The organism is Streptomyces sp. NPDC059816 (genome assembly GCF_042732055.1).
Taxonomy (GTDB): Bacteria; Actinomycetota; Actinomycetes; order Streptomycetales; family Streptomycetaceae; genus Streptomyces.
In genome coordinates this window covers 46,629-66,980 of sequence record NZ_JBHWIQ010000015.1, presented here as the reverse complement: position 1 = coordinate 66,980, position 20,352 = coordinate 46,629, and the positions used below count along the sequence as shown (strand labels likewise).

The following is a 20,352-nucleotide window of genomic DNA, read 5'->3' as shown; positions in this document are numbered from 1 at the left end:
ACCGTCCGTGACGGGGGCCTCGGACCACCGCGGGGCGGGGCCCGGCCGGGGCGGGGTCAGCTGGGTCGGGCCATGGCCCGGACGAAGGCCCGTTCCACGTCGGCGGCGGAGAGTACGCCGTAGATCTCGCCGGAGTCCTCCACCACGAGGTACTCGGTGGCCGGGGTGGTGCGCAGCACGTCGAGGAGTTCCTCGCCGGCCAGGTCGGCGGAGACGCGCATCCCGTCGGTGAGGTCCTGGGCGAGTCCACTGACGGCGACCCAGGGGCGCCGGTGCTCGGGGATCCCGACGATGGCGGCCTCCCGGACCACCGCGACGGGCTCGCCGTCCGGGGCGACGATCACCAGGGCGCGGGCGCCGGCGTCGTTCGCGCGGCGCAGCGCCTCGGACAGCGGGGTGTCGGTCTCCACGGGGACGGCCCGCCGGGTGAGGGCGCGGGCCCGCAGCTCGGGGAGGTGTTCCCGCAGCCGGGCCATGCGCAGGCTGTTGCCGGCTCCGGTCCAGATGATGGCGGCGAGGATCGCGGCCAGCAGGGCGTCGGTGACGGTATCCATGCCGTCGAGGCCGCCCGGCTTGGGGCCGAGGACACCGGATTGGGTGAGCAGCGGCAGGCCGATCAGGACCGAGACGGCGAGGGCCCGGCCGACCCAGGCGGCGGCGATGGTGCCGCTCATGGGCTTGCCGGTGATCTTCCAGACGACGGCGCGCAGCATCCGGCCGCCGTCCAGGGGCAGCCCCGGCAGCAGGTTGAAGGCGGCCACGATCAGGTTGGAGATCATCAGTCCGGCCAGCAGGACGCCGGGCACCGTGCCGGGTTCGACGAGCAGCATGCCGCCGTAGAAGGCACCGGCGAGGACGAGCGAGAGGAGCGGGCCGACGAACGCCAGGACGAACTCGCGGCCGGGGGTCTCGGACTCCTTCTCGATCTCGGAGACGCCGCCGAAGAATTGGAGCTGGATGCGGCGCACGGGCAGTTTGAAGCGGAGTGCGGCGACCGTGTGCGCGAGTTCGTGGACCAGGACGGACGCGTAGAACGCGACGGCGAAGAAGAGGGAGACCAGATAGCGGACGTTGCCCAGTTCGGGCAGGACGCGTTCCAGCTGACCGCCGAAGACCCAGGTGATCAGGGCGGCCACCAGGAACCAGCTGGGGGCGACGTAGACGGGCACGCCGAAGGGTCGGCCCATGAGGATGCCGCCGCCGGGGTCCTTGGCGCGCTGCGGCCGGTCGGAGCCGGGGGGGTGCTCGGTGTCGCCCGCGCCGAACGGGCTCGGCCCGCCACCCGCCGTACCGGTCGCGCGGGGCGGCTGGTTGCGGGATTCGGCGTACGGGTGCTGAGGGGCGCGCACGGGGGGCTTGGTGAGCGGGGTGCGGGGGCGGTCGGCCCCCGGTTCCTGGGGGGCCGGGGTGCCGGGGTGCGCGGGGGCGTCCGCCCCGGTGGCGTGCTCGCCCGTGGGGGCGGCTGCCTCGGCGGCGTGGTCCGGCGGGGGCGCGTCGGAAGGCCCGTCGGGGGGCGCGTCGCCGCTCCGCGCGCCCGGTCGGGCGTCCGGAGTGGGGTGATCCGGCCCGTCCGGACGCGGGCGCCGCTCGGCCGCCGCATCGTCGTCCGGCTGCGGCTGACCGCTCCCGCCGCTCTCAGTCACGGTGTCCCCTCGTTCGGTTTCCCCCGCCCCTGAATCATGCAGCGCGAGGGGGTCTTCAGTCGATGGTATGCGTCGGGGTGTCAGTGGCGGGCCGTAGGGTCTGTCCCCATGGAGACCCGTACCGGTGAAGCCGTGGCGCCCGCACGGCCGGGGTCGCTGTCGCCGTCGCGCGCGAGCGATTTCATGCAGTGCCCGCTGCTCTACCGCTTCAGGGTGATCGACAGGCTGCCCGAGAAGCCCAGCGCGGCGGCGACCCGGGGCACCTTGGTCCATGCCGTACTCGAACGTTTGTTTGATTCTCCGGCCGAGGAGCGGACCGCGCCGCGGGCGAAGGCCCTGGTCCCGGGGCAGTGGGACCGACTGCGGACCGCGAAGCCGGAGCTGGCCGACCTCTTCAAGGAACCGGACGCCACGCCGAACGGGCCCGGCCGTGAGGAGACCGAGGAGGAGCGGCTCGCACGGTGGCTGACGGAGGCGGAGGGCCTGGTCGAGCGCTGGTTCACCCTGGAGGACCCGACCCGGCTGGAGCCCGCCGAGCGCGAGCTGTTCGTGGAGGCGGACCTGCCCTCGGGGCTCCGGCTGCGGGGGATCATCGACCGGGTGGACGTCGCTCCGACCGGTGAGGTCCGCATCGTCGACTACAAGACCGGCAAGGCGCCCCGCCCGGAGTACGCGGAGGGCGCGCTGTTCCAGATGAAGTTCTACGCCCTGGTGGTGTGGCGGCTGAAGGGGCTGGTCCCGCGCCGGCTCCAACTGGTCTACCTGGGCAGCGGGGACGTCCTCACCTACGACCCGGTCGTCGCCGACCTGGAACGGGTGGAACGCAAGGTGCACGCCCTGTGGGACGCGATCCGGCAGGCGACCGACACCGGCGAGTGGCGGCCCCGCCGCACCAAGCTGTGCGGGTGGTGCGACCACCGCGCGCTCTGCCCGGAGTTCGGGGGCACTCCCCCGCCGTACCCGCTGCCGATCGCCCCCGGGGCGACCGGATCGGCGCCCGAGGTCGTCCCGGGGCGGTCCACCGGTCCGGAGCAGGGCAGAATGGGGCCGGACTAGCGAAGGAGACACACGTGGCCATCCGCGTCCTACTGGTCGATGACCAGCCGCTGCTGCGCACCGGGTTCCGGATGATTCTGGAGGCCGAGGCGGACCTCGCGGTCGTCGGCGAGGCCGGAGACGGCCTGCAAGCAATCGACCAGGTACGCGCCCTCCAGCCCGACGTGGTCCTCATGGACATCCGCATGCCCCGGATGGACGGGGTCGAAGCCACCCGGCAGATCACCGGCCCCGGGCGGGACGGCCCCGCCAAGGTGCTCGTGCTGACCACGTTCGACCTCGACGAGTACGTGGTCGAGGCGCTCAAGGCGGGAGCGAGCGGGTTCCTGCTGAAGGACGCCCCCGCCAATGAGTTGGTCCAGGCGATCCGGGTGGTCGCCGCGGGCGAGGCGATGTTGGCGCCGAGCATCACCAGACGGCTGCTCGACAAGTACGCCGACCACCTCCCGTCCGGGGACGAACCGGTGCCGAACACCCTGCACACGCTCACCGACCGTGAGGTGGAGGTGCTGAAGCTGGTGGCGCGCGGACTGTCCAACGCGGAGATCGCCGCGGAACTGTTCGTCAGCGAGACCACCGTGAAGACGCACGTGGGTCACGTCCTGACGAAGCTGGGGCTGCGCGACCGCGTTCAGGCGGCGGTCTACGCGTACGAGAGCGGTCTGGTCCGCCCCGGCGCCCAGTGACATGGACGGGCCCGCACCGGATCGGCGCGGGCCCGCGGGTCACCCCGGGTACGGGGCCGGTGCGCACCGGCCCCGACCGGCTCAGCCCTTGTTGATCTCCCAGAACCGGAACACCGTGGACGCGTCGAGGCAGTTCTCCAGCCCGTAGACGCTGTCCCGGACGACCGCGTACTGCTTGGCCTGCCACAGCGGGATGATCGGGACGTCGCGCGCGACGATGTCCTGGAGCTCGGCGTAGTCCTTGGCGGTGGCGGACCGGTCGTTCTCCGCCGCCGTCGCGGGGATGACCTCCTCCGTGATGGTGCTGTTCTCGTAGTTGTTGCCGAGGACGTTGCCCTTGCCGAAGAACGGCTGGGTGAAGTTGTCCGGGTCCGGATAGTCCGGCACCCAACCCTTCACGTACACACCGTACTTGCCGGCGGCGATGTCCTTCTCGTACTGGTCGAACTCGACCGAGCGGACCCGCGCGTCGAACAGCCCGCTGGCGTTCAACTGCTCGGCGATCGCCCGGAACTCCTGGTCCGTCGAGGGGCCGTAGCGGGAGGGCGTCGACCACAGGGTCAGCTTCACCTTGCCGGTGTGGCCCTCGGCTTCGAGCGCCTCCTTGGCCTTGGCCCGCTCCGGGCGGGCGCCGTACTCGTCGAAGAACGCCGTGTTGTGGGCGGTGATCCCGGCCGGGATGATCGAGTAGAGCGGCTCGGCGGTGGAGTCGTAGACCTGCTGGACGAGCGCCTCCCGGTCGATCAGATAGGCGATCGCCCTGCGCACGCCCCGCTTTCCCACCACCGGGTCGTTCACGTTGAAGACCAGGTGCTGCACCTCGGCGCTGCTGCCCGGCACGATGTCGATGCCGGAACCGGTGCTGGTGTCGTTCTCGATCTCGGCGATGTCCTTGGCCGCGAGACCGCGGTAGGCGACGTCGACGTCCTTCCCGGTGAGCGCCTTCTTCAACGCTCCCTGGTCACCGCCGAAGAGACGCAGGGTGACCTTGGAGTTCCGGAGCTTGGCGTTGCCCTGGTAGGAGCCGTTGCGGGAGAACTCCGCACGGTCCTTGCGGAACGAGTCGAGCTTGTACGGGCCCGAGCCGACCGCCTTGTCGTCGGTGCGGAGCTTGTCGGCGGGGTACTCGCGGTGGTCCACGATCGACCCCGCGCCGGAGGCGATCTTGCTGGGGAAGGTGGCGTCGGGCACGTTCAACCGGAAGACGACGGTCAGGGGGTCCGGCACCTGCACCTCGTCGAGCATGGGGAACATGATCGCCGGGCCCGCATCGTCGTTGATGCGCATCGTGCGGTCGAAGGAGAACTTCACGTCCTCGGAGGTGAGGTCGTTGCCGTTGCTGAACTTGAGGCCCTTGCGCAGGGTGCACTTGAACACCTTCGCCTGGGCGTCGGTGAACCCGCATTCCTGGGCGGCTTCGGGCTCCGGCTCCGTACTACCGATGGGGAAACTGAGCAGGGACTGGAAAACGTTGTTGAACAGCAGCCACGAGCCGGGGTCGTACCCCGATGCGGGGTCGGTCGCAGTGACGTCGTCGGACATGCCGACCACCACGGATCCTCCGCTGCCGGACTCACCGTCCTCCGTACCGCAGCCGGTCAGCGTGGCGGCTGCCAGTCCCGTGGCTATGGACAGGACTGACCACTGGGTGCGCTTCTTCACGATCTACCTTGGGGGTCCAAGGGAGTTCAGTCGCTGACTCCGCGACTGAGCTCCCACAGCTGAAGGTTCGACGAGGAGTCGAGTGCCCATTCGACTCCCTGGATGTCGTCGCGCGCGGCCACGTACTGCCTTCCTTGCCACAGAGGCAGTACCGGCACGTCGTCGGCGACGATGTTCTGGATCTCCTCGATGCTGTCCGACGCTCGCAACCGATCGGCCTCCCGGCGCGACTGGGGGATCAGGTCGTCGCGGATGGCACTGTTCACGTAGGGCAGCGCGAGGAAGTTCCCCTTGTCGAGGAAGGGGGCGAGGAAGTTGTCGGCGTCGGGGAAGTCGGGGAACCAACCCAGGCCGTACACGGCGTACTTGCCGTCGAGTTCGTCGGCGCGGAACTCGACCCACTCCGCGCCCTTGATGTCGACCTCGAACAGACCACTGGCGTTGAGCTGCTTCTTGAGCACCTCGAACTCCTTCTCCGTGGTGGAGCCGTAGTGGTCGGTGGTGTAGTGGAGCGTGAGTTTGACCGGTGTGGTGACACCGGCCTTCCGCAGGATTCCGCGGGCCTTCTCGGTGCTCGGCGCGCCGTACTTGTTGAAGAAGGCGCTGGAGTGTCCGGTGAGGGTGGCCGGAACGAGGGAGTAGAGGGGGTCGGCGCCTTCGCCGTAGACGGTGGAGGTGAGTTCGCCGCGGTCGACGACCTGGGCCATGGCCTGACGGACGGCCTTCTCCCGCACCACGGGCGCATTGGTGTTGAAGCCGAGGTAACGGATCTCCAGACCGGGGGTCTCGACCAGTTTGATGTCCTCGTCGGCGCCGCTGGAGAGCTTCTTGATCTGTTCCGGGGACATGGTGCGGGTCATCAGGTCGACCTCGCCCGCGTCGAGCGCGGCGCCCATGGCGGCCGCGTCGGCGAAGGGGCGAAGTTCGATCTTGCTGTTCTTGGGGGTGTGTTGACCCTTGTACGTGTCGTTCTTGGTGAACACCGCCTTGGTGACGGCACCGTTCGCGGTCTCGGCCTTCAGGGTGTAGGGGCCGGAACCGTCGATCTCGAAGCCGTTGCGGAGCCGGTCACGGGGGTACTTCTCGGGGTGAACGATTCCGGCGACGGGGGTCGCGAGCTTGAACGGGAAGGTCGCATCGGGGGTCTTGAGATGGAAGATGACCTTCTTGTAGCCCTGGGTCTCGACGGTGTCGACGGTGTTCAGCAGGCTGGCGACCCCACTGGCCGCCTTGATGCCGAGGACCCGGTCGATGGAGTACTTGACGTCGGTCGCGGTGACCGCCTCGCCACCCGCGAACTTGAGGCCGTCGCGCAGGGTGCACGCGTACCGTTCGTTGCCGGTGTCGGTGAACCCGCACTCCTCGGCGGCCTCGGGCACCGGCTCGCCACCGCCGCGCGGCAGGGTCATCAGGGTCTGGAGGGTCTGCCGCAGCAGGTTCCAGGAGCCCGCGTCGTAGGCGTACGCCGGGTCGAGGGGAGCCGGTGACTCCTTGGTCGTCGCGAAGGAGTCGGTGGTGCCGACGGTGATCGCGTGACTTGCCCGGTCCCCGCCACCGGCCCCGCCACAGGCGACGAGCACCGGGGTGAACAGGCCGAGGACGGCCGGCAGCACCAACGTCTTGCGGTTCATGGGCGGGGTTCTCCAGAGCGGTCGATCCCCGGACACCGGCAACGGGGGTGTGAGGGCGGTGTCCGGGATTCCGGCGATGTTCTCGCGATGACACTAGTGCGGCGGGGCGGAATGCCCGGACCGGGCCGCTCGCCCCCGTCCATCACGCTCTGAAACCGGCTACCGACAGATCGGAAATCCCGCGACGGAAGGTTTCGTGCACCCTCCTACCAATCGGGACACATGGACTCGGCTTCACACCGGCGCCGGGGCCGACCTACATAGGCCACGCCCACTGTCGACCCCGAACGGCGTGGCAAAGCTCACATGGGCGACTTGGTTCATCTGCCGGACAGCCCGTCGAGCCCTCGGGGCAATTCACCCGAACCGGGCGCCTCGGGCGCACAGTTGGCGGCCCGGGCGCACGGGCGAGCGACGTCAAACGGTCAAGGAGGGACAGGGACCCCGCCCCGGCGGCGCCTCGGTCGGGGCGACGGATCAGTTCGGGCTCATCACGCCGTGCAGGAACGGCAGGTCCACCTGTTCCAGGGAGGAGACGACCGTACGCCCCGGAGCGGCCTGGATCGGCGCCACCGACGGCACGGCCACCACTCGGCAGCCGGCGGCCTCCGCGGCGGCGACCCCGGTGGCGGTGTCCTCGACGACCGCACAGCGCCCGGGGTCGGCGTCGAGTCCCGCGGCGGCGAGCAGGTACGGGTCGGGGAACGGCTTCGTCCGCTCCACCTCGTCCCCCGCGACGGTCAGGGTGAAGTTCCGGTGACCGAGCGAGTGCAGGACCCGGTCGATGATGCGGCGGTGCGAGGCGGAGACCAGTGCGGTGGGGATGCGGTGGGCGGCCAGTTCGGCGAGCAGTCGGGCCGCGCCGGGCATCAGGGGCAGCGCTCGGCTGATGCGGCGCTCGAACCCGTCGTTGAGCAGGACGGTCAGCTCGGCGAGGGTGATGTCGGCGCCGGTCGCCTCGATCAGGAACCCCGCACTGCGCGTCATGGGGCCGCCGACGACGACCTCACGCCAGGCGTCGTCGAGCCGGTGTCCGAGGCCCGCGAAGACCTCCGCCTCGGTCTCCCACCAGAAGCCCTCCGTGTCCACGAGCGTGCCGTCCATGTCCAGGAGGACCGCCTGGAGCGCGGAACCGTCGGCCGGTCGGGCGCCGAGGGCGGGAACCGTGGTGGTCATCCGGGCACACCTCCATGAGGGACGAAGAGGCCGACCGCCCCTCCCGCAGAAGAGGCAGCCGGCCTGCACTGGACCGACCAGTGTACGACGTCGCGGTGGAAAGCGCCGGTCGAATTCCGCGGGAACGGCTGCGGAGGCCGGCACCGTACGGGTTCCGCGCACACCGCCGGCGTACGGGCGGCGTGCGGTCACGGTGCCGGCGGCGTACGGGCGCCGGGTGTGCGGCGTACGGGCGCCCGTTCGGCGGCGTGCGGACTCAGCGGGCGTTGAAGTACTTCGCCTCCGGGTGGTGGATCACGATGGCGTCCGTGGACTGCTCGGGGTGGAGCTGGAACTCCTCGGAGAGGACCACCCCGATCCGCTCGGGCTCCAGCAGCCGGGCGATCTTCGCGCGGTCCTCCAGGTCGGGGCAGGCCCCGTAGCCCAGGGAGAACCGGGCACCGCGGTACTTCAGGGCGAACATGTCCTCGATCTGGGCGGGGTCCTCCCCGGCGAAGCCCAGTTCCGAGCGGACCCGTGCGTGCCAGTACTCGGCGAGCGCCTCCGCGAGCTGGACGGACAGCCCGTGCAGTTCCAGGTAGTCCCGGTAGGCGTTGGCCTCGAACAGCTCGGCCGTGGCCTCGCCGATCCGCGAACCGACGGTGACCACCTGGAGGCCCACGACGTCCCTCTCGCCGGACTCCTCGGGGCGGAAGAAGTCGGCCAGGCACAGTCGCCGCCCCCGGCGCTGCCGGGGGAAGGTGAAGCGGGTGCGCTCGTTGCCCTGCTCGTCCAGGATGATCAGGTCGTCGCCCTTGGAGACGCAGGGGAAGTAGCCGTAGACGACGGCCGCCTCCAACAGGTTCTCCCGCTGGAGCTTGTCGAGCCAGCCGCGCAGTCGGGGACGTCCTTCGGTCTCGACCAGTTCCTCGTAGGCGGGGCCGTCGCCGGCGCGGTTCTGCTTCAGTCCCCACTGCCCCTTGAACAGGGCGCCCTCGTCCAGCCAGGAGGCGTACTCCTTGAGCTGGATGCCCTTGATGACCCGGGTGCCCAGGAACGGCGGGGTCGGCAGCGGATTGTCGGTGGACACGTCGGAGCGGACGGCGCCCTCCTCGGGGCGGTCCGGGGCGGCGACCGGGGCGGCGGCGCGGACCCGGCGCTGCTTCAGCTCGGGCAGGCTCGCTCCGGGCACCCCGCGCTTGACCGCGATCAGCGCGTCCATCAGCCGCAGGCCCTCGAAGGCGTCGCGGGCGTAGCGGACCTCGCCCTCGTAGATCTCGTGGAGGTCCTGTTCCACGTAGGCCCGGGTGAGGGCGGCGCCGCCGAGGATCACGGGGTAGTCGGCGGACATCCCCCGCTGGTTCAGCTCCTGGAGGTTCTCCTTCATGATCACGGTGGACTTCACCAGGAGGCCGGACATGCCGATGACGTCGGCGCGGTGCTCCTCGGCGGCCTCCAGGATCGCGGAGACGGGCTGCTTGATGCCGAGGTTGACGACGTTGTAGCCGTTGTTGGACAGGATGATGTCCACGAGGTTCTTGCCGATGTCGTGGACGTCCCCGCGCACGGTGGCGAGCACGATCGTGCCCTTGCCCTCGGCGTCGGACTTCTCCATGTGGGGTTCGAGGTAGGCGACCGCGTTCTTCATGACCTCGGCGGACTGGAGGACGAACGGCAGCTGCATCTGACCGGAGCCGAACAGTTCGCCGACGACCTTCATGCCGTCGAGCAGGGTCTCGTTGACGATGTCGAGTGCGGGTCGCTCGACGAGCGCGGCTTCGAGGTCCTGCTCCAGGCCCTTGCGCTCGCCGTCGATGATGCGGCGCTTGAGACGCTCCTCCAGCGGCAGTGCGGCGAGTTCCTCGGCCTTGCCCGCCTTCATCGACTTGGTGTCGACGCCGTCGAAGAGTTCCAGGAGTCGCTGGAGCGGGTCGTAGCCCTCGACCCGGCGGTCGTAGATGAGGTCGAGGGCGACCTTGACCTGCTCCTCGTCCAGCCGTGCGATCGGGAGGATCTTGGAGGCGTGGACGATCGCCGAGTCCAGACCGGCCTTGACGCACTCGTCCAGGAACACGGAGTTGAGGACCAGTCGGGCGGCCGGGTTGAGACCGAAGGAGATGTTGGAGAGGCCGAGCGTGGTCTGCACGTCCGGGTGGCGGCGCTTGAGTTCGCGGATCGCTTCGATGGTGGCGACGCCGTCGCCCCGCGACTCTTCCTGACCGGTGCAGATGGTGAAGGTCAGGGTGTCGATGAGGATGTCGGATTCGAGGATGCCCCAGTTGCCGGTGAGGTCGGCGATGATGCGCTCGGCGATCGCGACCTTGTGCTCGACGGTGCGGGCCTGGCCCTCCTCGTCGATGGTGAGGGCCATCAGGGCGGCGCCGTGCTCCCGGGCCAGCGCGGTGACCTTGGCGAACCGGGACTCGGGGCCGTCGCCGTCCTCGTAGTTGACGGAGTTGATGACGGCCCGGCCGCCCAGCTTCTCCAGGCCGGCGCGCAGCACCTCGACCTCGGTGGAGTCGAGCACGATGGGCAGGGTGGAGGCGGTGGCGAAGCGTCCGGCGAGTTCGGCCATGTCGGCGACGCCGTCCCGACCCACGTAGTCGACGCACAGGTCGAGCATGTGGGCGCCTTCGCGGATCTGGTCCCGGGCCATCTCCACGCAGTCGTCCCAGCGGGCGTCGAGCATCGCCGTGCGGAACTTCTTGGAGCCGTTGGCGTTGGTGCGCTCACCGATCGCCAGGTACGCGGTGTCCTGCCGGAACGGCACCGTCTGGTAGAGCGAGGCGGCGCCGGCCTCCGGGCGGGGATCACGGGCGGGCGGCGTCACCCCGCGCACCCGCTCCACCACCTGGCGCAGGTGCTCGGGCGTGGTGCCGCAACAGCCGCCGATCAGCGAGAGGCCGTACTCGCGGACGAACGTCTCGTGGGCGTCGGCGAGTTCGGGTGCGCCGAGCGGGTAGTGGGCACCGTTCTTGCCGAGGACGGGCAGACCCGCGTTCGGCATGCAGGACAGCGGCACCCGGGAGTTGCGGGCGAGGTAGCGCAGGTGCTCGCTCATCTCGGCGGGGCCCGTGGCGCAGTTCAGCCCGATCATGTCGATGCCCAGCGGCTCCAGGGCGGTCAGCGCGGCGCCGATCTCCGAACCGAGGAGCATGGTTCCGGTGGTCTCGACGGTCACCGAGCAGATCAGCGGCAGATGGGTGCCGGTGGCCTCCAGGGCGCGGCGCGAGCCGAGCAGGGCGGCCTTCGTCTGGAGGAGGTCCTGGGTGGTCTCGACGATGAGCGCGTCGGCGCCGCCCGCGATCAGGCCCTCGGCGTTGCGCTGGAAGTAGTCGCGCAGCAGCGGGTACGGGGCGTGCCCCAGGGTGGGGAGCTTGGTGCCGGGGCCCATGGAGCCGAGCACCCAGCGCTGCTGTCCGGTGGACGCGGTGAACTCGTCGGCGACCTCGCGGGCGATCCGTGCGCCCGACTCGGACAGTTCGAAGGTGCGCTCGGGGATGTCGTACTCGCCGAGGGCGGAGTAGTTCGCGCCGAAGGTGTTGGTCTCCACGCAGTCGACGCCGACGGCGAAGTACGCCTCGTGGACCGTGCGGACGATGTCGGGCCGGGTGACGTTCAGGATTTCGTTGCAGCCCTCCAGGTCCTGGAAGTCCTCCAGGGTGGGGTCCTGGGCCTGGAGCATCGTGCCCATGGCGCCGTCGGCGACCACGACCCGGCTGGCGAGGGCCTCGCGCAGGGCGTCGACGCGGGCGCGACTTTCGGGGGACACGGTGGACGGGGTGGGCAACGAGGCCATGTAGGGCTCCCTGAGATGCGACGGCTGTCGGCTTTGCGGCTCCGCGGGGAAGGCGCATCCGCCCAGGGTAGCCGGGTCGCCGGGCGGCGTGCGGGGGCGTCCATGGGGCGGACGGGGGTACGGACGCGCACGGTGCGGGTCGGGCGCCCCCGTGCGGGACGGGGTCGTCGCCGGTGGACGGGTCCCCGTGTTCGGCCGGGGTGGGCCGGGACGGGGTGCCCGGTGGGCCGTCCGGGGGCTTTCCCTCGGCCGCTCGGGTGGAGTCGGCCGCGACCGGAGTCCGCGACCTCGGGTCCGGCGCGGATGGGTGCGGATCAGTGCGGATGGGCGTGGATCGGTGCAGATGGGCGCGGATCGGCGCGGACGCGAGGTGCGTACGCCTTTCGGTGGCTCCCGTGGGCCCCAGAACTCCACTGGTGTCACCACGGTGTCCGAACGAGTGGAAACATACGCTGACTGTCGGAAGTCCCGGGTCGACAAAGACGGCTACTGTTCAGCATTACCGAACGCCATGCGGTGGACGGCGAGTAGTGGCGCAGGGATCGAGAGATCGAGAGATCGAGAGATACGGAGGACGCGCTGCGATGGCGAAGAACATCCAGTCGCTCGAACGGGCCGCGGCCATGCTGCGGCTGCTCGCCGGCGGTGAGCGGCGGCTCGGCCTCTCCGACATCGCCTCCTCGCTCGACCTCGCCAAGGGCACCGCGCACGGCATCCTGCGCACCCTCCAGGCCGAGGGGTTCGTCGAGCAGGACCCCGCGTCGGGCCGCTATCAGCTCGGCGCCGAACTGCTGCGGCTCGGCACCACGTACCTCGACGTCCACGAACTGCGGGCGCGCGCCCTGGTGTGGACGGACGACCTGGCCCGGTCCAGCGGCGAGAGCGTGTACCTGGGCGTGCTCCACCAGCACGGGGTGCTGATCGTGCACCACGTGTTCCGGCCGGACGACAGCCGCCAGGTGCTGGAGGTGGGGGCGATGCAACCGCTGCACTCCACCGCGCTGGGCAAGGTGCTCGCCGGCTACGACCCGGTGGCGCACAGCGAGGCGCTGGAGGGGGACCGCAAGGCGTACACCGGCCGGACGGTCTGCGACCCGGACGGATTCGAGGCGGTGCTGGCGCTGACCCGCGCCCGGGGGTACGCCTCCGACGTGGAGGAGACCTGGGAGGGCGTCGCCTCCGTCGCCGCCGCCATCCACGACCGGCGCAGGATGCCGGTCGGCGCGGTGGGGATCACCGGGGCCGTGGAGCGGGTCTGCCGCGAGGACGGCGAGTTGCGGCCCGAGCTGATCGCCGCGGTCCGCGAGTGCGCGCGGTCCGTCTCCCGGGACCTGGGCGCGAGCCGCTTCTGACGGGGGCCAGCCGCCACTGACGGCGGCTGGCCCCTGCTGACGGTAGCGGGCTGCCTGCAACGCGGCCCGCCCCGGAGTTCCGCGGGGCCGCTGCGGGGTGCACCGATGCCCGGCAGGGCGCCCGCCATCCTGCCCGCACCCGCCCCGCCGGGCGCCCGCCACCCGGCGCCCCACCACGGCACACGCCCACCCGGTTCCACGCACCCCCGCCCCGGCACCCTGCACCCATCGCCGCGGGCCGCACCGCCGCGGGCCGCACCGCCGCGGGCCGCATCCGCACGCCCGGCCCCGCCGACACACCCCACCACCCCGCCACGCGGGGAGCGCGGGCACCGACGGGCCGCGGCGGACGACGGTGGCGACGGCCGATCGATAGGCACCCCCGATCAGTAACGATCGCGTTCCCGATGACAGAACCCTTGACTCACCGGTAACAACGGGGCAAGACTCCCGTCCATCGGTCGGCATTGTCGAACACCTAACGGCAATACGCGCTAGAGTGTGGCGACACAAGCAACAAAGGAGTCGCGGGTGTCCACCTCCGACATCTTCATCGGCGAGACCATAGGAACCGCCGTTCTCATCCTGCTCGGCGGCGGCGTGTGCGCCGCCGTGACGCTGAAGCGGTCCAAGGCCCTCAACGCGGGCTGGTTGGCCATCACCTTCGGCTGGGGCTTCGCGGTCCTGACCGCGGCCTACCTCGCCGGCGGCGTCTCCGGCGCCCATCTCAACCCCGCGGTCACCCTCGGCCTCGCCGTCCAGGGCGGCACCGAATGGGGCGACGTCCCGGCCTACCTGGCCGCACAGCTCCTGGGCGCCATGCTCGGCACCGTGCTCATGTGGCTCACGTACTACGGCCAGTTCCGGGCCCACCTGACGGACAGCGACCTCGTCGGGGAACCCGGCACCCAGGACACCAAGGGCCCCGGTCCGGTGCTCGGCATCTTCTCCACGGCACCCGAGATCCGCAACGCGGTGCAGAACGTCACGACCGAGGTCATCGCCACAGTCGTCCTGGTCCTCGCGATCCTCACCCAGGGCCTCAATGCCGACGGCGACGGCCTCGGCGTCCTGGGCGCCCTGATCACCTCGCTGGTCGTCGTCGGCATCGGCCTGTCCCTGGGCGGTCCCACCGGGTACGCCATCAACCCGGTGCGCGACCTCGGCCCCCGGATCGTCCACGCCCTGCTGCCCCTGCCCAACAAGGGCGGGTCCGACTGGAGCTACGCATGGGTCCCGGTGGTGGGCCCGCTGATTGGCGGGGCCGTCGCGGGCGGTATCTACAACATCGCCTTCACGTAGTCACCGCCGACCCCCCACCACGACCAGCGAGACTCGCAGGCCCCGGGCGACCGCCCGGATCCCGGACCCCAGGAGCAGACCCGTGACCGACGCCACCACCCCCACCGGCCCGTTCATCGCAGCGATCGACCAGGGCACCACCTCCAGCCGGTGCATCGTCTTCGACCGGGACGGTCGGATCGTCTCCGTCGACCAGAAGGAGCACGAACAGATCTTCCCTAAGCCGGGCTGGGTGGAGCACGACGCCACCGAGATCTGGACGAACGTGCAGGAGGTCGTCGCGGGGGCGATCCGCAAGGCCGGCATCACCCGCGAGGACGTCCTCGCCATCGGCATCACCAACCAGCGCGAGACCACGCTGCTGTGGGACCGGCACACCGGCGAGCCGGTGCACCACGCGATCGTCTGGCAGGACACCCGCACCGACGGGCTCTGCAAGGAGTTGGGCCGCAACGTCGGGCAGGACCGCTTCCGCCGGGAGACGGGACTCCCGCTGGCGAGCTACTTCTCCGGCCCCAAGGCCCGCTGGCTGCTCGACAACGTCCCCGGCCTGGAGGCCCGGGCCGAGGCCGGGGACATCCTCTTCGGCACCATGGACTCCTGGGTGATCTGGAACCTGACGGGCGGCGTCGACGGCGGCCACCACGTCACCGACGTCACCAACGCCTCCCGCACCATGTTGATGAACCTGCACACCCTCCAGTGGGACCCGAAGATCGCCGCCTCCATCGGCGTCCCGCTGAAGATGCTCCCCGAGATCCGCTCCTCGTCCGAGGTGTACGGCGAGGTCAAGGGCGGCGCCCTCGGCGAACTGCTCGGCGGCATCCCCGTCGCCTCGGCGCTCGGCGACCAGCAGGCGGCCCTGTTCGGACAGACCTGCTTCGGCGTCGGCGAGGCCAAGTCCACGTACGGCACCGGCACGTTCATGCTGATGAACACCGGCGACCAGCTCATCAACTCCTACTCCGGGCTGCTGACCACGGTCGGCTACCGGATCGGCGACCAGGAGCCCGTGTACGCGCTGGAGGGCTCCATCGCGGTCACCGGCTCGCTGGTCCAGTGGATGCGCGACCAGATGGGCCTGATCAACTCCGCGGCCGAGATCGAGACGCTGGCGTCCTCCGTCGAGGACAACGGCGGCGCCTACTTCGTGCCGGCGTTCTCCGGACTGTTCGCCCCGTACTGGCGCTCCGATGCCCGCGGGGTGATCGCGGGCCTGACCCGGTACGTCACCAAGGCGCACATCGCGCGCGCCGTCCTGGAGGCCACCGCGTGGCAGACCCGGGAGATCACGGACGCGATGACCAAGGACTCCGGGGTCGAACTGACCGCGCTCAAGGTCGACGGCGGAATGACCTCCAACAACCTGCTGATGCAGACCCTCTCGGACGTCCTGGACGCGCCCGTGGTGCGCCCCATGGTCGCCGAGACGACCTGTCTCGGCGCGGCCTACGCCGCCGGCCTCGCCGTCGGCTTCTGGCCGGACACCGACGCGCTGCGCGCCAACTGGCGCCGGGCCGCCGAGTGGACCCCCCGGATGGACGCGGACAAGCGGACCCGCGAGTACAAGAACTGGCTCAAGGCCGTCGAACGGTCCATGGGCTGGATCGACGACGAAGAGAACTGACCCCCGCGGCGCCGCCGGGTCCACCGGCGGCGCCGACTTCGAGAGCTGACGAGGAGCACGACACCATGACCACCCAGCCAGGCGCCGCCTACCCCACGCTCGGGCTGCACCCCGGTACCGGTTCGCAGCCGAGCCGCGCCGAGACCCGGGAGCAGCTGTCGCGGGCGACGTACGACCTCCTGGTCATCGGGGGCGGCATCCTCGGCATCTCCACGGCCTGGCACGCTGCCCAGTCGGGGTTGCGGGTGGCCCTGGTGGACGCCGCCGACTTCGCCGGCGCTACCTCGTCGGCCTCGTCCAAGCTGCTCCACGGCGGACTGCGGTACCTCCAGACCGGAGCCGTGAAGCTCGTCGCGGAGAACCACGTCGAGCGGCGGGCGGTCTCCCGCGAGGTGGCGCCCCACCTCGCGAACCCGCTCACCTTCTACCTCCCGGTGTACAAGGGCGGCCCGCACGGCGCGGCGAAGCTCGGGGCGGGCGTCTTCGCGTACTCGGCGCTCTCCGCGTTCGGCGACGGCGTGGGCCACCTGCTGTCGCCCGCGCGGGCCCAGCGGGACGTGCCGGAGTTGCGCACGGAGAACCTGAAGGCGGTCGCGGTCTACGGCGACGGCCAGATGAACGACTCCCGGATGGCCCTGATGACCGTGCGCGCGGCCGTCGAGGCGGGAGCGGTGGTCCTCAACCACGCCGAGGTCACGGGGCTGCGCTTCACCCGGGGCCGGGTCACCGGTGCCGAGCTGAAGGACCGCATGGACGGCACCGAGTTCGGGGTGGACGCCCGGCTGGTGCTCAACGCGACCGGGCCGTGGGTGGACCACCTGCGCCGGATGGAGGACGCCGGCTCTACCCCGTCCATACGCTTGTCCAAGGGCGCCCACCTGGTCCTCAAGCGCACCTCGCACTGGCGGGCGGCGCTCGCCACGCCCATCGACAAGTACCGCATCACCTTCGCGCTGCCCTGGGAGGACATGCTCCTGCTGGGCACCACCGACGAGGAGTTCGAGGGCGACCCGTCGGAGGTGACGGTGACCGAGAAGGACACCGCGCAGATCCTCGACGAGGCCGCGTTCTCGGTGCGGGACCGCCAGTTGGACCGGGATCTGATCACCTACTCCTTCGCGGGGCTGCGGGTGCTGCCCGGTGGCCCCGGCGACACGTCGAAGGCCAAGCGGGAGACGGTGGTGAGCGAGGGCCGGGGCGGGATGCTGTCCGTCGCGGGCGGCAAGTGGACGACCTTCCGGCACATCGGCCGCACCATCATGAACAAGCTCGCCGCGCTGCCGGGCCGTCCGCTCGGTGAGGACATGGAGCCCATGTCCGCGCTGCCGAACCGACTGCCCCTGCCGGGCATCGCCAACCCGCAGGCCGTGGCGCACCGGCTGCTGGTCGACGGCGGCACCCCCGGTCCGCGGATGGCCGCCGACACCGCCCGGCACCTGGCCACCCACTACGGTTCGCTGGCCTTCGACATCGCCCGGCTCGCCAACGAGGACCCGCAGCTCGCCGAGCGCGTCCACCCGGACGCCCCGGAGGTCTGGGCCCAGGTGGTGTACGCCCGGGACCACGAGTGGGCCGAGACGGTCGACGACGTGCTGCGCCGCCGCACCACGCTGACCGTCCGCGGGCTGGACACCGACGAGGTGCGGGCGCGGACCCGGCAGCTGCTGGACGCCCGGCGCTGATCCCGCTCCGACCGGACGCACGACGGCCGTCGGGTGGCCCCCGTGGGGAGCCGCCCGGCGGCCCTCGTGCGTCCGGTGCGGTGCACGCTCCGGACACGAACGGCCGTGCGACCGCCGCCACGCCGCGTACACACCCCGGCAACACGGCGCCGGGACAGTGGACGCATGAGGTTCCAGGTGCTCTCCATCGTGGGCCACGCGCCCCACCCGTTGACCGGTCGGCTCCCCTCCACCGCGGACCGTCTCCAGGAGGTGATCGAGACCGGGGTCGCCGCCGAACGGCTCGGTTTCGACGCGTACGCGATTGGGGAACGGCACGCGGGCGCGTTCCTCTCCTCCAGTCCCACGGCCCTGCTCGGCGCGCTCGCCGCACGGACCCGCCGGATCAGGCTGCTGACCGGGGTGACGGTGGTGGCGATCCTCGACCCGGTGCGGGTCGCGGAGGACTACGCCACCTTGGACCAGCTGTCCCGGGGCCGGATCGAACTGGTCATCGGCAAGGGGGCGGAGGCCGGTCACTTCGACCTGTTCGGGCTGGACGAGGCGCGGCAGTGGGACCTCCAGAAGGAGAAGTACGAGTTGCTGCGGCGGCTCTGGCGCGAGGAGGGCGTCGACTGGGAGGGCGAGTTCCGGCCCCCGCTGAAGGCCGTCACCACGGTGCCCCGCCCCTTCGCGGGTGCCCCGCGCGTCTGGCACGGTTCGGCCACCAGCCTCAACTCCCCCGAACTGGCGGCCCAACACGGGGACCCGCTGTTCACCGCCAACGCCGTCCAGCCGCGCGCGGCCTACGTCCGGCTCATCGACCACTACCGGGAGCGCTTCGAGGCGCACGGGCACGACCCCGCACGGGCGTACGTGGGTGCCGGGTCCGGCGGGCTCCTCATCGCGGACACCCACGAGCAGGCCGTCGCCCGGTACAAGGAGCTGTACGAGGCGCGGGTGCGGCAGAGCTTCAAGCCCCATCTGGTGGGTCGACCGGGTTACAACACCCCGTTCACGACCATCGAGGACGCCATCGCGGACGGGCCCCAGCTCATCGGCTCGCCGCAACAGATCATCGACAAGATCCTCGGTTACCACGCCGCGTACCGCCACCAGCTCCAGTCGGTGACCGTGGACGGCTTCGGGCTGTCGGCCGCCGAGCAGGTCGACACGCTCCAGCGCTTCGCCGAGGAGGTCGCGCCCGTGGTCCGCCGGGCGGCTCCGTCCACGCTCTGGAGCTGAGCGGGCCCGGGCGCCGCCGTCCGCACGGACCGCCCCCGCCGGTCGGGCCCGAGGATCATCGGTCGCCGGTCGGGGGTGTCACCGGGCGTTGACCGGGGCAGTGTCCGTTCACTCCCCCGTGCGAGGGGGCTGCGGCGGGTCGCCCCGATGGCCGTAAGGTTGGGGCGTACGTGAGGGCTTGTCGGAAGGAGGCGCTGGGTGATCGAGCTCGACGGGGTTCCCGAGCTGATCGACCCGGTCATGGTGGCCGCGTTCGAGGGCTGGAACGATGCCGGTGACGCCGCCTCCACCGCGGTCGCGCACCTCGACAGGGAGTGGAAGGGCGAGGTCTTCGCCGCGTTGGACGCGGAGGACTACTACGACTTCCAGGTCAACCGGCCGACGGTGTGGCTGGACGGCGGAGTGCGGAAGATCACCTGGCCGACGACGCGACTGTCCGTGGTGCGGGTCGGCGGTGACAAGCCGCGTGACCTGGTGCTGGTCCGGGGCATCGAGCCGTCCATGCGGTGGCGGTCGTTCTGCAACGAGTTGCTCGGCTTCGCGCACGAGTTGGGCGTCGAGCTGGTGGTGATCCTCGGGGCGCTGCTCGGCGACACCCCGCACACCCGTCCGGTACCGGTCAGCGGGGTCACCTCCGATCCGGACCTGGCGCGCACGATGGACCTGGAGGAGACCAAGTACGAGGGCCCGACCGGCATCGTCGGCATCCTCCAGGAGGCGTGCACCCACGCCGGTGTGCCCGCGGTGTCGCTGTGGGCGGCCGTTCCGCACTACGTGTCGCAGCCGCCGAACCCGAAGGCGACCCTGGCCCTGCTCAACCGGCTGGAGGACCTGATCGACCTGCGCATCCCGCTCGGTGAGCTGCCGGAGGACGCCCGGGCGTGGCAGCTCGGCGTGGACCAGCTCGCCGCCGAGGACAGCGAGGTCGCGGAGTACGTCCAGACCCTGGAGGAAGCCCGGGACACCGCGGAGCTCCCGGAGGCGTCCGGGGAGGCCATCGCACGGGAGTTCGAGCGCTACCTCCGGCGGCGGGACGGCGGGAACGGCCCCGCGGCCACTGCGACGGGGCTCACCTCCGACGGCGGTGAGGCCGCGGCGTACCTGCGCGAGTCCCCGAGTGAGCGGACCCGTCCGCCCCGTCCGCAGCGGGCGGCCGACGGCGCCGAGGCGCGGGAGGGCGACGGCACCGCAGCCGAGGCCAAGGGCCCGTCCGGAGAACGCCGCGCACCCTCCGAGGAGGAGCCCCCGGGCTCCGACTCCGAGGACGGGTCTGCGGGGGACGGACCGGAGCGGGAGACGGACTGAACCGCTGGAACGCGGGAAAGGGCCGTCGCACGGGAGGAATCCCCCGTGCGACGGCCCGTTCGTCGTTTCGCCCCCCGAACCGTCGCTGACCTGCGGATTCACCTAGGGCATCAGGGGGAGTCCGAGCCCTCGCCGCCCGGATGTCACCGATCTGGAGAAGAATCCTCGGCAGCGGTGTCGATCCGTCGGTGGTCCGTTCGTCGTCAGGGTGTACGGCGGATCACCGCC

The 20,352-nt window shown here is 71.1% G+C and carries 13 protein-coding genes; 8 read left to right on the top strand and 5 right to left on the bottom strand.

The features are described 5' to 3' along the window. Positions 1 to 56: 56 nt before the first annotated feature. Positions 57 to 1,643 carry a site-2 protease family protein gene (locus ACFV88_RS20520; RefSeq protein ID WP_385493091.1) on the bottom strand — a complete coding sequence of 529 codons (1,587 nt, stop codon included), beginning with the start codon at positions 1,641 to 1,643 and terminating at the stop codon, positions 57 to 59. Between the two features lie 108 nt (positions 1,644 to 1,751). On the opposite strand from ACFV88_RS20520, the gene ACFV88_RS20515 reads away from it, so the two are divergent. Together ACFV88_RS20515 and ACFV88_RS20510 are read left to right on the top strand one after the other, a co-directional pair. Beyond that, complete coding sequence (locus tag ACFV88_RS20515; RefSeq protein WP_385493090.1) at positions 1,752 to 2,699, top strand: RecB family exonuclease; 948 nt, start codon at positions 1,752 to 1,754, stop codon at positions 2,697 to 2,699. Between the two features lie 14 nt (positions 2,700 to 2,713). Further along, a complete protein-coding gene (locus ACFV88_RS20510; RefSeq protein ID WP_385493089.1) occupies positions 2,714 to 3,385 on the top strand; it encodes a response regulator in 672 nt (223 codons plus the stop codon). A gap of 81 nt (positions 3,386 to 3,466) precedes the next feature. Here the strand turns inward: ACFV88_RS20510 and ACFV88_RS20505 are convergent, their stop codons facing one another. From ACFV88_RS20505 to metH, 4 genes are all read right to left on the bottom strand, one after another. Then, positions 3,467 to 5,047 carry an ABC transporter substrate-binding protein gene (locus ACFV88_RS20505; RefSeq protein WP_385493088.1) on the bottom strand — a complete coding sequence of 527 codons (1,581 nt, stop codon included), beginning with the start codon at positions 5,045 to 5,047 and terminating at the stop codon, positions 3,467 to 3,469. Positions 5,048 to 5,073: 26 nt separating this feature from the next. Then, positions 5,074 to 6,678: an ABC transporter substrate-binding protein gene (locus tag ACFV88_RS20500; protein WP_385493087.1), complete on the bottom strand. Its 1,605-nt coding sequence runs from the start codon at positions 6,676 to 6,678 to the stop codon at positions 5,074 to 5,076. 477 nt (positions 6,679 to 7,155) lie between these two features. Then, entirely contained in the window at positions 7,156 to 7,854 is a 699-nt protein-coding gene (locus ACFV88_RS20495; protein ID WP_385493086.1) for an HAD family hydrolase, read from the bottom strand. 256 nt (positions 7,855 to 8,110) lie between these two features. Then, a complete protein-coding gene (gene metH, locus ACFV88_RS20490; protein WP_385493085.1) occupies positions 8,111 to 11,632 on the bottom strand; it encodes a methionine synthase in 3,522 nt (1,173 codons plus the stop codon). A gap of 584 nt (positions 11,633 to 12,216) precedes the next feature. Here metH and ACFV88_RS20485 point away from each other — a divergent pair. The 6 genes from ACFV88_RS20485 to ACFV88_RS20460 all read left to right on the top strand — a co-directional run bounded on the left by ACFV88_RS20485 (position 12,217) and on the right by ACFV88_RS20460 (position 20,124). Then, positions 12,217 to 12,984: an IclR family transcriptional regulator gene (locus ACFV88_RS20485; RefSeq protein ID WP_385493082.1), complete on the top strand. Its 768-nt coding sequence runs from the start codon at positions 12,217 to 12,219 to the stop codon at positions 12,982 to 12,984. 531 nt (positions 12,985 to 13,515) lie between these two features. Beyond that, positions 13,516 to 14,286 carry an MIP/aquaporin family protein gene (locus tag ACFV88_RS20480; protein WP_385493081.1) on the top strand — a complete coding sequence of 257 codons (771 nt, stop codon included), beginning with the start codon at positions 13,516 to 13,518 and terminating at the stop codon, positions 14,284 to 14,286. Between the two features lie 82 nt (positions 14,287 to 14,368). Then, complete coding sequence (glpK, locus tag ACFV88_RS20475) at positions 14,369 to 15,913, top strand: glycerol kinase GlpK (protein ID WP_385493080.1); 1,545 nt, start codon at positions 14,369 to 14,371, stop codon at positions 15,911 to 15,913. A 65-nt stretch (positions 15,914 to 15,978) separates the two neighbouring features. Continuing rightward, complete coding sequence (locus ACFV88_RS20470) at positions 15,979 to 17,595, top strand: FAD-dependent oxidoreductase (RefSeq protein ID WP_385493079.1); 1,617 nt, start codon at positions 15,979 to 15,981, stop codon at positions 17,593 to 17,595. A 165-nt stretch (positions 17,596 to 17,760) separates the two neighbouring features. Continuing rightward, positions 17,761 to 18,819 (top strand): LLM class flavin-dependent oxidoreductase, encoded by a 1,059-nt coding sequence (locus ACFV88_RS20465; RefSeq protein ID WP_385493078.1) that lies wholly within the window; start codon positions 17,761 to 17,763, stop codon positions 18,817 to 18,819. A gap of 198 nt (positions 18,820 to 19,017) precedes the next feature. Beyond that, positions 19,018 to 20,124: a PAC2 family protein gene (locus tag ACFV88_RS20460; RefSeq protein WP_385493077.1), complete on the top strand. Its 1,107-nt coding sequence runs from the start codon at positions 19,018 to 19,020 to the stop codon at positions 20,122 to 20,124. Positions 20,125 to 20,352 lie beyond the last annotated feature (228 nt).